Raw genomic sequence first — 13,448 nt, 5'->3', positions numbered from 1 at the left:
CCACCGATGAAAGGCCGTTACGCCAACCTGAACCGGATCCGGGCCCTCGACCCCGAGCGCGACTACCTGGACATCTACCAGACCATGCTGCGCTACGAGTTCCCGTGGGACATGAAGCTCGGCCTCAACCTCGCCTTCAACAGGTCCTTCTCCATCCCCGCCATCGCCGCGGTGCACACCACCACCGGCGAGCTGACCGATCGCACCCAGAAGCGGATCGACGACACCGGCCTGCTGATGTACGAAATGGTGCTCAACGGCTTCGAGCAGCCCCGTGGGCGGGACGCGTTACGGCGCGTCAACCAGATCCACCGCCCGTACGACATCGGCAACGACGACTTCCTGTACGTCCTCGGCTGCCTGGTGGTCGTTCCGACGCGGTGGCTGCAGGAGTACGGCTGGCGCCCGCCCTGTTGCCACGAGAGGCAGGCCACCCACCTGTTCTACCGGGAGCTCGGCCGACGGATGGGCATCACTGACATCCCCGGATCGTACGAGGATTTCGAAGCCTGGTTCACCGCGCACGACGCTGCTCACCTCCAGCCCAACGACGACGCGGCGGCGATCGAACGGGCCACCCGGATGCTGATGCTCACCCGGATCCCCCGGATCCCCCGGATGCTCGGACCGCTGGGAAACGCGCTGGTCAGTGCCATGTACGACGCGCCACTGCGGCAGGCGATGCGCGTCGACACGCCGCCGTGGCCGGTCCGGGCCGGCCTGCACGTGGGGCTGAAGCTGCGGGCGCGGTCGCAGCGGTGGTTCGGCGCACCACGGACGACGGCGCTGTTCGCCGACGGAATCAAGACCAAGAGCTACCCCGACGGGTACGATATCAGCCAGCTCGGCCCGCAGCACGACAGCGTGCACGAGTAGGACGACGTTTTGACCTGGTCCAGGCCGGCGAGGCCGACCGGTGCGCCTTGATCGACTCCGTTTCGGCGAAGTCGCGGTATCAAACCGTCCCGGATACCCCCACATCAGCGAAGTCGTGTGGATCATGCGTGAGATGGGCGGTCTGTCCACAGGCTCGGGTGGTTAGGGACCTCGCGTCGGGGGTTGAGGCTTCGCAATGTGTCCTGTTTGGGGGGCATGGGCGTGTGGTCGTTGCCACCCGTCGGCAGCGTCATGCAGATCACCGCCGCCGGCGTCCTTTTGCCCAGCCAACGCACTCATGGCGGCGAGCCGGAGCCGCCACACAGACACGAGAGGCAGCCTCCGCCGGGTGGCAGACTCAGCCCATGCTCCGCTACGGCATCCAGGACTACCAGCCGCAATGGCTCAATGGCCGTAGCAACATCGCAGCCGCACACGCCCGACGCCTCGCCGGACTGGTCGGCCTCACCCTGCAGCATGTCTGGTTGGTATGGGACCTCGATGATGACGAGTGGTTCACCGACGCGCCCGTCGGGGCCTTTGCCGCGAACAACAGCCCACCCAGGAGATTCGGACCGGAGGAAACAGCGACGATCGCCGTGGACCGACGAACGTGCTTGCGCACAGCGTCATGGAAGCCGAGATCCTCGACCATCGGGCCGAACCAGCACTCGACCTGAGTCGCCAGGCCAAGGAAGCCATTGAAGTCTTGCTCTCCCGCAAGTCTGACGATCGTCCGAGCAGTCTGACAGGAACAAGGCTGTAGGAATCGTGCCGCTCATGTCTGCTCTTGTACGGCACGGCTTGGCGGAAGACCGATTCGCCCACGCCGACGGTGGTCCTGCGTGGGCTGCGTCACCCTTCGGCCGCAGCTGCCTGCGGGACCTCCAAGACAGCACATCGGAGAGTTGAAGCGGACTTAGGGCGGGTGCCCCAGCATTGCGCGCCCGCCTTATGGATCAATGACGGGCGCGCGAGTGCCTCACGATCAGCAGCAGTTCGACGTGGCCCCACTGGTGGCCGGCTGCCTTTCGGCGTCGGTCGGTTCGCCACAGCGACACTCACCCTCGGTCGTCTTGGTGAGGGTGTCGGCGTCGGCCTTGACGGTGTAAACCTCCCATGGCTCGTTGCCAGGGCCGCGCACCCACACCTTGTCCTGGAGGGCGTAGCAGCACTCGGTGTTGTTCTCCTCCAGGGTGATCAGGCCGGAGTCGGTGAGGCGCTTGGTGGCGGCGTTGACGTCGTCGGTGCTGGCGACCTCGACGCCGAGGTGGTCCATGACGGTGGGCTCGTCGGCCTCCCCCTCAAGGAGCACGAGCTTGAGTGGCGGGTTCTCGATGGCGAAGTTGGCGTAGCCGGGGCGGCGCTTGGCCGGCTCGACGCCGAACAGCTTGGCGTAGAAGGCTACGGAGCCTTCGAGGTCGGATACGCGCAGGGCGAGCTGGACACGGGACACGGCCATCTCCTTGTCTAGATGCTTATCGAAGCAAGACCTACGTTGCACCCTGTTTTGAAATCTGTCAAGGTAGAGGCATGTCGAAACAAGAGCTGCCGGTGGTGGACCTCAACGCCGTGGCCTGCTGCTCCCCGCTCGCGGTCCGCCCCATGGACGCCGAGCAGGCCGCGATGGTCGCACCGCTGTTCAAGGCCCTCGGGGATCCGATCCGGCTGCGGCTGATGTCGATGATCGCCTCTGTGCCAGAGATGTGCGTCTGCGACCTGACCCCGGCGTTCAACCTTTCCGGGCCGACCATCTCCCACCACCTCAGGGTGCTGCGCGAGGCGGGCCTGGTCGACTCGGAGCGGCGCGGCACCTGGGTCTGGTATCGGGTGAAGCCGGAAGCGTTCCGGCAGCTCGGCGCGCTCCTGGACATTTCCGCCGCCCCGACCGCCAGCAATACCGCGTGAGCCTCGGCCTGTCCCGGCGGGCCTCGGCCGAGTTCGCCGGCACCGCCCTGTTGGTCACCGCCGTCGTCGGCTCCGGGATCGCCGCCGCCCGGCTCTCCCGCACCGACGTCGGTCTCCAACTCCTGGAAAACGCGATCACCACCGCGCTGGCCCTTGGCGCGCTGATCCTGACCTTCGGCCCGGTGTCCGGCGCGCACTTCAACCCGGTCGTCTCCGCCGTCGACTGGTGGCTCGGCCGCCGCACCGACACCGGCCTGACCGGGCGAGACCTCGCCGCCTACACCGCCGCACAGACGGGCGGAGCTATCACCGGCACGGTCCTGGCTCACCTGATGTTCGACCTGCCTGCCGTCGCCTGGTCCCGCACCGACCGGACCGGGGGAAGCCTGTGGCTGGCCGAGGTGATCGCCACCGCCGGACTGGTCGTCCTGGTCTTCGCCCTCGCCCGCACCGGCCGCACCACCGCCGCCCCGGCCGCCGTGGGCGCCTACATCGGCGCGGCCTACTGGTTCACCTCATCCACGTCGTTCGCGAACCCCGCCGTCACCATCGGCCGAGCCTTCACCGACACCTTCGCCGGCATCGCCCCCTACTCGGTACCCGGCTTCATCGTCGCCCAACTCGTCGGCGGCCTGGTCGCCATCGCCGCCCTCGCCGCCTGGTACCCCCACGCCGCCGACACCGCCGACGCCGTCGTCGTCCCACACCTCACCCGGGAGACCGAAGCTCGATGAGCAGCAAGCCCACCGTCCTGTTCGTCTGCGTCCACAACGCCGGCCGCTCCCAGATGGCCGCCGGATGGCTGCGCCATCTCGCCGGCGGCACCGTCGAGGTCCGCTCCGCCGGCAGCGAGCCCGCCGACCAGATCAACCCGGTCGCCGTCGAAGCCATGCGGGAAGTCGGCATCGACATCACCGACCAGACCCCCGCCAAGCTCACCTGGGACGCCGCCGAAGCCAGCGACGTCATCATCACCATGGGCTGCGGCGACGCCTGCCCCGTCTTCCCCGGCAAACGCTACGAGGACTGGAACCTCACCGACCCGGCCGGCCAGCCCCTCGACGTCGTCCGCCAGGTCCGCGATGACATCAAGGTCCGAGTCGCCGCTCTGCTCGCCAACCTCCACGGCGAGCGGCGCCGCCGCGACTCGAACACTCCTCGACCGCAGCGCCCCGCTCCTGGACAGTGACCGGATCTCCGCGCAGTCACGGCAGGAACTAACCTCAATCGTCTACAGCCTGCGGGCGGACGGACTCACCGGCACAGGGACGGGCAGATGACCGACGACCATGACGCCGCCGGAGCGATGAACTTCATCTTCGAAGCCGGCGTCCTCAAACGCGCCGCTCGAACCGGCTGGTGGTTCGCCGGCGTCAAGCAACCCGAGTCCATCGCCGAGCACTCTTTCCGAACGGCGCTCATCGGAATGATGCTCGCCGCCATGGAGGGCGCGGACCCGGCACGAGTGTCGATGCTGTGCGTTCTGCACGACACCCAGGAAACCCGGATCACCGACATCCCCCACATCGCCAAGCGCTACCTCACCGCCGTACCCAACACCACCGTCACCGCCGACCAGGTCGCCACCTGCGCACCGGCCGTCGCCGACGTCATCACCGCCGCAGTCGCCGAATACGAAGCCGGCGAGACACTGGAAGCCGTCGTCGCTCGCGACGCCGACAAGCTGGAATGCCTCGTCCAAGCCGTCGAGTACCGCCACCAAGGCATCGACAACGTGCAGCGCTGGATCGACAGCTCACGAGCCGCCCTGAAAACCGCCAGCGCCCACCGCCTTGCCGACGCCGCCCTCAACGGACAACCCCTGGCCTGGCTCACTCCCCCGCCGCAGGAGTAAGCGTCAACACTTGATGTTGTATTGATCAATGGCAGAGGCGTAGTGGATCAAAGTAGACGACTTTGGCTTCTGAGCTGTTGGCACGCCGGGCATTGGTAGTCAGCGTCGGGGCACTGCGGGTGTCGGCAGACACTCCAACGGAGTGGGCGCCAGCGAACCCCCGACCAGCTCCGTGCCGTACCAGCCGACGGCGCTATTTATCGCCTCGGCGAATCGCGTTCCAGGCGCTCCAAGTCGCGCTCCCAAACCGCGATCAGCCCTTCACGGATCGCGTCGTCGACAACGCCCTTGCGGATCCAACCGACTGCCTGAGATCTCCTTCAACCACGCCACCGGCCAGCGGGGATCGGCGACGAGGCCCCATTCCATCGCCAGCGTCAACCATTGCCCAGGCTTAGGAGAAGCCGCCGTCACAGACCTGCCCCGACGAGCGCGCGGCAAGCCGGTGCTTGAGGACCAACCTGCCCCTTCGCACGGAGTGCGATCATGAGGCCGTGACTCGACCCCTCCCTCGCGGCTGGACCTTGCGGCGCATACGTCGTGTGTCTGGGAGCACATCTGCCGTCGTACTACCAGCGGACCGACCAGCGACAGTTTTGCAGCAAGGATCGCGCAACGCACCGATCTCACCGGACCTCGTACTTGGCTTCGACGGCCTGTGCCTCGCTCATGTGGCCGACGACAGCTGGTACATGGGGAGCATCAACACCGATGGCTCTCTGTCCCTTTGGGGGAACTATGGCGATGACCTGCACGAGGCCCTGCGCGGCCTCTAGCCAGCGCGCTGCTCGCCTGCCACTCCGGTGCTCCTCAAGGCGCGTCAGTCGTCCTCGGTGACTGCGAAGGGCGCGTAGCCCGCCCTCACCCCCGCCATGTCAGGGCTCGAAGTTCTGGAACCTGCAATGGCGGGAGTTCGGCGTCCTGATCGCGTTGACCGTCGTGCTGTCCCTGCTGTCGCTCTGGTGGGTGCGCCGCCGACTGGTGTGACGGCACGGCCGGTGGGGGCGGGCGGAGCGACTGCCGCCACCGGCCAGCGCGGGGAAACGGCTTCCCTTAGTGTTCGGCAATGCAGATCATCGAAGGGGCGGGTCGATGGACCGCGCCTGTCGGGGCCACCAACGACTGGGTCGAACACCTGAGGGTGCCGGACCTGTCGGTGGGCACGTACTGCATCCCGGCGGGCGGTCTCGACGGTCAGAGCCCGCACACCGAGGATGAGATCTACGTGGTCACCGCCGGGCGGGCCCGGATCGTGACCCCGGACGGCGCAGCCGAGGTGGGCCCGGGTTCGGTGATCTTCGTGCCGGCCGGCGAGGAGCACCGGTTCGACGAGGTGACCGAGGACCTGGCGCTGCTGGTGGTGTTCGGTCCGGCGTACGGCTCACGCGCTCCAGACCGGCGAGCCGGGTAGTCGGTCCCAGCCTGGCTACAGGTCGACGGCCGCGCCGGGCAGCGCCGTGTCACCGATCGGTTCGATCAACGGCGCACCCGGTAGCGCAGGTGGAGCACCCGGTTGCCCTGAATCACCACGTCGGGATCCTCCAACAGGTGCTGCGCGTCGACCGACCCGAAGTAACGCTTGCCGGACCCGAACACCACGGGTACGACGTCCATGCGCACCTCGTCGACCAGCCCTGCGGCAAGCACCTGACCACCGACGTCGCCGGCGGCGACCTCGACGAGGCGGTCACCCGCCAACTCCTGCGCCTTGGCCACGGCCGCCTCGACACCGTCGACGAAGTGGAACGGCGACTCGGGGTCCCAACCCTCGGGCGCCGGCCGGTGTGTCACGACGACCACGTGGTCGACCCCGCCCGGAGGCTTCCCGTCCCAGCCGTCTGTCATGTCGAACACGTGGCGGCCGGCGATCGTCGTCCCGATCCGGTCCCAGTACGGCCGGGTGTGGTCGTAGGACGCCTGCGACACCTTCAACACGCCGCTCTCGTCGAGCGGCACGTCGCCACTGAGCAACCAGTCGAACAGCGGTCCGGGCTGGTCGTTCTCGTCCGCGATGAAGCCGTCCACCGACACCGAGCCGTACATGACTACATCGCCCACGGGCGCTCCTCTGCTTGGATCCCCTCAGGTTAGGGGCTCGTGGGCTGCCGCTCTTGTAAGGAATCAATCGGTCGGCAGCGGCCAGCCGTCCAGTACGTGACCGGGGTGTTCGCGCAGGAACCGCCGCCGGACCTCGACGTACCGTGTGGGTGTGAGCCCGGTGAAGGCCCGGAACTCGTGGCCGAAGTGAGCCTGGTCGAAGTAACCCGCGCTACTGGCGAGGTCGGCCCAGTCGATCGGTTCGGCGGGATTGATCGAGAACACGGTGGCGGTGAAGCGGTAGGTGCGGGCCAGCCGCTTCGGCGTGACGCCGATGAGCTCCTTGAACCGCTGCGCCAGGTGGGTGCTGCTGACACCGGCGGAAACCCTCAGATCGTCGATGGCCACCGCCCCGCTGGTCGCAGCGATGACGCTGCTCGTGTGGCGGACCAGCCCCAGACCGGCCGCGTCGGCCAGCCGTCGCATCAGCTCCTCCTCGAGCAGCGTCAGCATCTCGTGCGGCCCCTCGGCTGTGGCCAGTCGATCTCGCAACTCGGCGATGGCGGGTCGACCCCACGCCTGCTCCACCGCCACCGGCCGGTCACACAGCTCGGCTGCGGGCATCGGCAGGAACGGCGCCAGCCCCCACGGCTTGAAATGCACGCCGACGGACCGCGTCCGGAGTGGGTAGCCGAACTCGAACGCCCGGGTGGGCGTGGTGACCACGCAGCCGTCGGCGTACTCGGTCATCTCGGTGTCGGCGCCGCCGCGGATGCGAAACGGCGCCCCGAGATTGACGATGAGGAACGCCGCCGGGCTTGCCGGCAGCGTCAGCCGGGCGTACGGCCGCGCACCCTCCAGGTAGTAGAGGTCGTCGATCAGCCCGTCCAGGGGTGGTCGCGGCACTCTGGACACGTACTCCACGCCCACAGCATCACCGACGCACCGCCGGAGTCGTGCGCCGGGATGGCCTCGACCGACGCCGATCCGGAGACCAGTTCAGGTTCTGTCGCGCTGGCGGCGGGATTCGATGTCGCGCAACACGTCGGGGTCCCACTGACTGGCGTTCCAGTCGTCGCTGGTCGGAGTGGGCGACAACGGCCAGGCTCGGTCTTGCCCGGCGACCGGCGGATAGTGTCCGGCGACGATTCGGTCAACGTCAGCGATCAGCCGCAGGACCCGCGCCCGGCTGTGCAGCACGCCCCCGATCAGCGCGGCAGCTCCGAGTGTGCGCAGGGCTGCCTGGCTGAACAGGACGGCCGGGGCGGTTCGGTCGGAAGCCAGCCAGGCCACGGCGGCGCTCACGAAGAGGCAGGTGGAGAAGACGCGTATGCCCCAGTGACGGCTGTACGAGCGGCCGGAGGAGCCGTGCGCCTCAGCGAGTTGACGGGTACCGCGGCCCCAGATCAGCCCGCTGACGACCAGGCCGATGATGGCGGCGATCATGGTCAGGCTGGCCAGGAGGTACCCGAGCGCCGCTGCCGTGCTGGACGACGACGGCGGACTGCCCCGGTCGCCCGAGCTTGCGAAAACGGCTACGGCGATCGCAGCTATGGCGTAGACGAGGGCGATCCCGATCACGAACCAGGTCGCGATGTCCCAACCGTCAGTCCTGACCGAGGGCGGAGGGGCCGAGGACCGACACAGGTGGCCTTGGCCGGGGTGTTCGAGTTCGGCTCCACATTTCGTGCAGTGCACAGTGTTCTCCTGAGCGGCGCGGCCCAGACGTCGCCAGGCCAGCTGAGCTGGGCATCTCGTACCTCGCCGCACGGAGTGAAGATCCGCCGGATCCGGTGCGAAGGGAATCATGCCCCGTCGGTGCCGATCCGGCGACCCCGTTTCCCGCGAGCTCTCGCCTTCGGGTTGGGGCCCGAAGAGGCCCAGGCACCAACCCTGCGTGGACGGGTACTCATCGGGTGCCTTCTGGTAGTTCGACAGTGACCGATGCCCGTCGGCGGTATGCATCCGGCGGTCGTGCATCATGCTGCCTGTGCGTGCCGAGCGTCTGAGCTTCTTCGTCAAGTCTGTCCGGGTCGTCCCTGAAGGCTGGCGCCTGGACGGTGAGCCGGGGTATCACCCGCAGCACTGGGCTCGTCCCGGGGACCGCTTCGACAGTGCATGCGGCGAACACGGCAGGCCAGAGCGGGACGTGAACCTGGTCGTGGTGGAGATCAGCGAGTCTCACGGCATCGTGACTGGTTTCGGCGGCGACCAACTCCAACCCGACGACATTCTCTCCGGAGAGCGCCTTCTTGAGTCCGACGAAGCCTTCGGAGGCTGGTAGCTGGGCGACCCGTCGCAGTGCGAATCGCGGCGCGGCGATGTCCCGTCCTGGTTCGACCCCGGCGACTGGCCGTCGATGGTCAAGGAGGAAGGGCCATATTGGGGGCGGTACCAAGCCGACGTATCCGCAGCCCTGCTCGGCTTACGGCTAGAGGCTTCCCGAGTCGGGCCAGTTGGAACAGTGTGTGTTGGGCCGCAGGGTGGGCCTGTACAGCCCAAGGTCGCCGGTCGTCAGGACCTCGGCAAGCTGGCAGGACGTCTCAGATCGGCTTGGTCGTGACCCGTCGGCGCGTTGCGCAGCAGGATCGGCCGTCAGCGCTGACCCGTCGGCGCCGCGCTCGCCGCCCTTGCCCGATCCGGGCTGGCCTCGAACCTCGCGAGAGCCTCCCCCGACGCCGGACGCGGCGGGATCGCGCTGCCCGAACTCGACCGGCCCGGCGCGGCTATCCTTGATCGAGTACGACCTGTGCGTATATGTCCGCTAACTGAGGGGGGACCGTGCCCGACCAGATCGACCTCGCTCGCCTGCGGCACGTGCTCGACGGACCGTGGGCCGCAGTCCGCAACGCGCACCGGAAGCACCTCGACGCGCGTTTCCTCCCGGTGTACGGCGAGACCGGTGACCAGGCACGGGAGCGAATCTCCCGGTTGCTCACCGAACTCCCCGCCGAGCTGGGTATGGCGTCGGCCTTCCCCACCGAGTACGGCGGCAGGTCCGACGTCGGCGGCTCGATCATCGCCAGCGAGATGCTGGCGCAGGTCGACCTGTCACTGATGGTCAAGGCGGGCGTGCAGTGGGGCCTGTTCGGCGGGGCTGTGCAGGCCCTCGGCACCCGACGGCACCACGACGCCTATCTGCGGGAAATCATCTCCGGCACTGTCTTCGGCTGCTTTGCCATGACCGAGACCGGGCACGGCTCCGACGTGCAGCAGCTGCGCACCACCTGCACGTACGACCCGCAGACGCAGACCTACGACCTGCACACCCCGCACGAGGCGGCCCGTAAGGACTACATCGGCAACGCCGCCCGGGACGGGCGGATGGCGGTGGTCTTCGCGCAGCTGATCACCAACGGGCGACGGCACGGCGTACACGCGTGGTTGGTGCCGATCCGCGACGCGCAGGGCAACCCGATGCCCGGCGTGCGCATCGGCGACGCCGGGCCCAAGGCCGGGCTGCTCGGCGTGGACAACGGGCGGCTCACCTTCGACCACGTGACGGTGCCGCGGGACATGCTGCTGGACCGTTACGGCCAGGTCGCGCCGGACGGCGCGTACTCCAGCCCGATCGAGAACGACTCCCGGCGCTTCTTCACCATGCTCGGCACCCTGGTCCGAGGTCGGGTCAGTGTGGGTGGCGCCGCGTCGGCGGCCACGAAGTCGGCGCTGACCATCGCGGTGCGCTACGGCGACATTCGCCGCCAGTTCGGCACGCCCGACGCGGGCCGGGAGGTGCTGCTCAACGACTACCTGGCCCACCAGCGCAAGCTGCTGCCCGCTCTGGCCACCACGTACGCGCTGCACTTCGCCCAATCCGAGCTGGTCGTGGCGCTCAACGAGGTGCAGGGCGGCGACGGGCCGGTCGACGAACACCGCCAACGGGAGCTGGAGTCCCGGGCCGCTGGTCTCAAGGCAGCGCAGACCTGGCACGCGACCCGCACCATCCAGATGTGCCGCGAAGCCTGCGGCGGTGCGGGCTACCTGGCCGAGAACCGGCTGCCCAGCCTCAAGGCCGACACCGATGTCTTCACCACCTTCGAGGGCGACAACACGGTGCTGCTGCAACTGGTGGCCAAGGGACTGCTCACCGGCTACCGGGACGAGTTCGGCTCGCTGGACGGCTGGGGGCGGGCCTCCTTCGTCGCCGAGCAGGTCCGTGGGATGGTGCTCGAACGCACCGCCGCGCGCTCGCTCATCGAACGGCTGATCAGCGCCGTGCCCGGTCGTGACGAGGAGGTCGCCGTCACCGACCGCGGCTGGCAGCTCAAGACCTTCGAGGACCGTGAGAGGCACCTCCTCGACGGCGCGGTCCGCCGCCTGCGCAACGGCGCGGCCACGAAGAAGGACCGGCCCTTCGACATCTTCAACGACGTTCAGGACCACGTCCTGAGCGTGGCCGCCGCGCACATCGACCGGGTCACCCTGGAGGCGTTCGTCGCCGGCGTCGACGGCACCGCCGATCCGGCGGTCCGGGCGCTGCTCTCCCGCGTCTGCGACCTGTACGCGCTCAGTGTCATCGAGACCAACAAGGGCTGGTTCCTTGAGCACGGCCGGCTTACACCGGCCCGCTCGAAGGCGATCACCGGCGTCGTGAACGGACTACTCAAGGAACTACGCCCGCACATGCGCGACCTCGTCGACGGGTTCGCCATCCCCCAAGAGTGGCTGCACGCCGCGATCCTGCGCGAGGAACCCCACCGGCAGGAGACCATGACCGACCACGACGACGCCGGTGATCCACAGGTGGTCCCGGCGTACGCCGCCGGTCGGCGAGCGCAACAAGATGGAGATCCAGAGCCTGCCCGGCCGTGAGGGCCCGGTTCACTCAGGCCCGCATGGTCGAGGCCACCCGTGCTGGTGGGTGTGGTCCTGGATCTGCTGGGCGAAGCCTTCGGCGGTGGCTGGTTGCTCGCGTAGGTTCGACCCGGTTCTTCGCCCGTTCGGCGGCTTCGCCGAGCTGCCTGCGCCCTCCGGTCATCGCATCAGCGTCCAGTCACCTGGCGGGTGCGTCGGCGGCCTGGGGTGTCACGAATGTCTGCACGTGGTCGATGGCTGCCCGCAGGGCTTCTTTCAGCGGGGTGATGTCGCGGGCGACCTGAGCGAGGAGCATGCCGCCCTGGAAGGCGGAGAGCAGAAGGTAGGCCAGGCGGGTGGGATCCGCCTCTCCGCTGATGCGGCCGAGCCTCTGCATCCGTGCGAGGCCGTCTCGGAAGATGTTCCTCCATTGCTCGAACGCGTTCGCGAGTTCCGCGTGAACGTCGAGGTCGGTCTTGATGATCTCGCTGGCGAGCGAGCCGAGGCTGCAGCCTTCCTGGTAGGAGCGTTCGTAGGCGATGTAGAAATCCGCCCACTCCCGAAGGGAGTCGAGGCTTTCGAAGTGGGTGAACCGCTCGCTGCGATGGAAGGTGAGGACGCGCTGGGCCTGCCACTCGATGACCGCGAGGACGAGGCTCTCCTTGGTCGGGAAGTAGTGGTTGAGCTGTGATCCGCTGATGCCTGCCGCACGGCGGAGCTGCTCGTTGTTCGTTGCGTGGACGCCCTTGGTGTAGATGAGCTCCGCGGCGTGCTCGAGGATGCGGGCTCGAGTCGCCTGCCCCTTGTCCGTGAGCTTCTGCGGCGCCCGAACTTCCGTTGTGGCTTCCATGACACACACGATACCCGGATTGGGCTTGACAGCCCATATTTGCGTCGTGTTGAGTGCCATCAGTGGGCTGGCAAGCCCAAAAAACCGAGGCACAGCGCCGACGAACACGAGATGCACGGAGGCACCCATGAAGGCGATCGTCGCAATGGATCAAGCCGCGGAGGCAGCCGGAATCAACCTCACGGAGCGGCCCGAACCGACGCCGGCGATCAACGACGTCGTCGTCGAAGTCCACGCGTCGGGCTTCGTCCCCGCCGAGTGGGAGTGGCCTTCGACATGGGTCGACCGCTCCGGTCACGATCGAGCCCCAGCGATCATCGGTCACGAGTTCACCGGCGTGGTCTCCTCCCTCGGCTACGGCACGACGGGTCTCTCGCTCGGGCAGCGGGTGTTCGGGATCACGGACTGGCACCGCGATGGAACGCTGGCTGAGTACGCGGCCGTGGAGGCACGCAACCTCGCGCCGCTGCCGGGAAACGTCGATTTCACGGTGGGTGCGAGTCTGCCGATCTCCGGCCTGACCGCGTGGCAGGGCCTGCTCCACCACGGTCGTCTCCGGGCTGGGCAGACCGTCCTCGCACACGGCGCCGCCGGCGCCGTCGGGTCGGTGGTGACGCAGCTGGCCCGGGAGTTCGGCGCCTACGTCATCGGCACCGGTCGGGCGGCCGACCGCCAGGCGGCGCTCGACTTCGGCGCGAACGAATTCCTCGACCTCGGCCACGAGGATCTCGACGACATCGGCGGGGTGGACCTGGTGTTCGACGTCATCGGCGGTGACATCCAAAGGCGCTCGGCGAGCATCATCCGGCCGGGCGGGACACTGGTGTCGGTGGTCGGACCTGTTGAGGCCCGCCCTGTCGACGGCCTGGCGGTCGACTTCGTCGTCGAATCCGTTCCGAGTCAGCTGGTGGAGATCGTCGAGCGGGTGCGAGACGGACGCCTTCGCACCCACATCGGCACAGTAGCGACCCTCGACGACGCCATCCCCGCGCTCAACCCGACCCAGCGCCGCAAGGGCAAAACCGTCATCCGGGTACGTCCCTGAGCACACCGGAGCAGGGTTAACTGCTTCCGATATGCCATAACTTGTCCGCTTTGTCCTCGTTCAGTCGTTGACGGGTGCTG

At 68.0% G+C, this 13,448-nt stretch carries 16 protein-coding genes and 1 pseudogene; 11 read left to right on the top strand and 6 right to left on the bottom strand.

The window, feature by feature from the left end; genetic code table 11:
- Window positions 1-6 precede the first annotated feature (6 nt).
- Window positions 7-876 (top strand): oxygenase MpaB family protein, encoded by an 870-nt coding sequence (locus tag O3438_RS01710; protein ID WP_269678217.1) that lies wholly within the window; start codon window positions 7-9, stop codon window positions 874-876.
- Between the two features lie 365 nt (window positions 877-1,241).
- Window positions 1,242-1,556 (top strand): hypothetical protein, encoded by a 315-nt coding sequence (locus tag O3438_RS01705; RefSeq protein ID WP_269678216.1) that lies wholly within the window; start codon window positions 1,242-1,244, stop codon window positions 1,554-1,556.
- A 308-nt stretch (window positions 1,557-1,864) separates the two neighbouring features.
- On the opposite strand, the gene O3438_RS01700 is transcribed toward O3438_RS01705, so the two are convergent.
- Window positions 1,865-2,332: an ArsI/CadI family heavy metal resistance metalloenzyme gene (locus O3438_RS01700; protein WP_269678215.1), complete on the bottom strand. Its 468-nt coding sequence runs from the start codon at window positions 2,330-2,332 to the stop codon at window positions 1,865-1,867.
- A 77-nt stretch (window positions 2,333-2,409) separates the two neighbouring features.
- Between O3438_RS01700 and O3438_RS01695 the strand changes: the two genes are divergently transcribed.
- The 6 genes and pseudogenes from O3438_RS01695 (at window position 2,410) to O3438_RS01670 (ending at window position 6,050) form a co-directional block, all read left to right on the top strand.
- Window positions 2,410-2,784, top strand: coding sequence for an ArsR/SmtB family transcription factor (locus O3438_RS01695; RefSeq protein WP_269678214.1), 375 nt, complete (start codon window positions 2,410-2,412; stop codon window positions 2,782-2,784).
- Window positions 2,781-3,518, top strand: a complete 738-nt coding sequence (locus tag O3438_RS01690; RefSeq protein WP_269678213.1) for an aquaporin — start codon at window positions 2,781-2,783, stop codon at window positions 3,516-3,518. The genes O3438_RS01695 and O3438_RS01690 overlap by 4 nt, the downstream gene beginning before the upstream one ends.
- Window positions 3,515-3,973, top strand: a complete 459-nt coding sequence (locus O3438_RS01685) for an arsenate reductase ArsC (protein ID WP_269678212.1) — start codon at window positions 3,515-3,517, stop codon at window positions 3,971-3,973. Before O3438_RS01690 ends, O3438_RS01685 begins: the two co-directional genes overlap by 4 nt.
- Window positions 3,924-4,064, top strand: a pseudogene (locus tag O3438_RS01680) (transcriptional regulator); the annotation flags it as partial. The gene O3438_RS01685 and the pseudogene O3438_RS01680, both read left to right, overlap by 50 nt.
- Complete coding sequence (locus O3438_RS01675; protein ID WP_269678211.1) at window positions 4,061-4,639, top strand: HD domain-containing protein; 579 nt, start codon at window positions 4,061-4,063, stop codon at window positions 4,637-4,639. The pseudogene O3438_RS01680 and the gene O3438_RS01675, both read left to right, overlap by 4 nt.
- 1,066 nt (window positions 4,640-5,705) lie before the next feature.
- Window positions 5,706-6,050 (top strand): cupin domain-containing protein, encoded by a 345-nt coding sequence (locus O3438_RS01670; RefSeq protein ID WP_269678210.1) that lies wholly within the window; start codon window positions 5,706-5,708, stop codon window positions 6,048-6,050.
- A 65-nt stretch (window positions 6,051-6,115) separates the two neighbouring features.
- Here the strand turns inward: O3438_RS01670 and O3438_RS01665 are convergent, their stop codons facing one another.
- The 3 genes from O3438_RS01665 to O3438_RS01655 form a co-directional block, all read right to left on the bottom strand.
- The gene (locus O3438_RS01665; protein ID WP_269678209.1) at window positions 6,116-6,697 is read right to left on the bottom strand and encodes a dihydrofolate reductase family protein; all 582 of its coding nucleotides are present in this window, start codon (window positions 6,695-6,697) and stop codon (window positions 6,116-6,118) included.
- A 63-nt stretch (window positions 6,698-6,760) separates the two neighbouring features.
- A complete protein-coding gene (locus O3438_RS01660; RefSeq protein WP_269678208.1) occupies window positions 6,761-7,600 on the bottom strand; it encodes a helix-turn-helix domain-containing protein in 840 nt (279 codons plus the stop codon).
- A 75-nt stretch (window positions 7,601-7,675) separates the two neighbouring features.
- Entirely contained in the window at window positions 7,676-8,257 is a 582-nt protein-coding gene (locus O3438_RS01655) for a hypothetical protein (protein ID WP_269678207.1), read from the bottom strand.
- A 409-nt stretch (window positions 8,258-8,666) separates the two neighbouring features.
- Between O3438_RS01655 and O3438_RS01650 the strand changes: the two genes are divergently transcribed.
- On the top strand, window positions 8,667-8,960 hold the full coding sequence (locus tag O3438_RS01650) for a hypothetical protein (RefSeq protein ID WP_269678206.1): 294 nt from the start codon (window positions 8,667-8,669) through the stop codon (window positions 8,958-8,960).
- A 147-nt stretch (window positions 8,961-9,107) separates the two neighbouring features.
- Here O3438_RS01650 and O3438_RS34275 read toward each other — a convergent pair whose 3' ends face one another.
- Window positions 9,108-9,275, bottom strand: coding sequence for a DUF7003 family protein (locus O3438_RS34275; RefSeq protein ID WP_442929693.1), 168 nt, complete (start codon window positions 9,273-9,275; stop codon window positions 9,108-9,110).
- Window positions 9,276-9,457: 182 nt separating this feature from the next.
- Here O3438_RS34275 and O3438_RS01645 point away from each other — a divergent pair, with 182 nt between their 5' ends.
- The gene (locus O3438_RS01645; RefSeq protein WP_269678205.1) at window positions 9,458-11,491 is read left to right on the top strand and encodes an acyl-CoA dehydrogenase family protein; all 2,034 of its coding nucleotides are present in this window, start codon (window positions 9,458-9,460) and stop codon (window positions 11,489-11,491) included.
- A 181-nt stretch (window positions 11,492-11,672) separates the two neighbouring features.
- Here O3438_RS01645 and O3438_RS01640 read toward each other — a convergent pair whose 3' ends face one another.
- The gene (locus O3438_RS01640; protein ID WP_269678204.1) at window positions 11,673-12,323 is read right to left on the bottom strand and encodes a TetR/AcrR family transcriptional regulator; all 651 of its coding nucleotides are present in this window, start codon (window positions 12,321-12,323) and stop codon (window positions 11,673-11,675) included.
- Window positions 12,324-12,450: 127 nt separating this feature from the next.
- On the opposite strand from O3438_RS01640, the gene O3438_RS01635 reads away from it, so the two are divergent.
- Window positions 12,451-13,368: an NADP-dependent oxidoreductase gene (locus tag O3438_RS01635; protein ID WP_332367489.1), complete on the top strand. Its 918-nt coding sequence runs from the start codon at window positions 12,451-12,453 to the stop codon at window positions 13,366-13,368.
- The last annotated feature ends 80 nt before the right edge of the window (window positions 13,369-13,448 follow it).

Source organism: Micromonospora sp. WMMC250, from assembly GCF_027460215.1.
In the GTDB taxonomy this organism is placed as follows: domain Bacteria; phylum Actinomycetota; class Actinomycetes; order Mycobacteriales; family Micromonosporaceae; genus Micromonospora; species Micromonospora taraxaci.
Note: the sequence above shows the minus strand (reverse complement) of the source record. Positions and strands in the feature narration are given on the sequence as shown.

What these genes read in the sequence shown, in the direction of transcription:
- O3438_RS01685 (WP_269678212.1), top strand. Translation starts at nt 3,515, where the DNA reads ATGAGCAGCAAGCCCACCGTCCTGTTCGTCTGCGTCCACAACGCCGGC.
- O3438_RS01675 (WP_269678211.1), top strand. Translation starts at nt 4,061, where the DNA reads ATGACCGACGACCATGACGCCGCCGGAGCGATGAACTTCATCTTCGAA.
- O3438_RS01670 (WP_269678210.1), top strand. Translation starts at nt 5,706, where the DNA reads ATGCAGATCATCGAAGGGGCGGGTCGATGGACCGCGCCTGTCGGGGCC.
- O3438_RS01635 (WP_332367489.1), top strand. Translation starts at nt 12,451, where the DNA reads ATGAAGGCGATCGTCGCAATGGATCAAGCCGCGGAGGCAGCCGGAATC.
- O3438_RS01640 (WP_269678204.1), bottom strand. Translation starts at nt 12,323, where the DNA reads ATGGAAGCCACAACGGAAGTTCGGGCGCCGCAGAAGCTCACGGACAAG.
- O3438_RS01695 (WP_269678214.1), top strand. Translation starts at nt 2,410, where the DNA reads ATGTCGAAACAAGAGCTGCCGGTGGTGGACCTCAACGCCGTGGCCTGC.
- O3438_RS01710 (WP_269678217.1), top strand. Translation starts at nt 7, where the DNA reads ATGAAAGGCCGTTACGCCAACCTGAACCGGATCCGGGCCCTCGACCCC.
- O3438_RS01705 (WP_269678216.1), top strand. Translation starts at nt 1,242, where the DNA reads ATGCTCCGCTACGGCATCCAGGACTACCAGCCGCAATGGCTCAATGGC.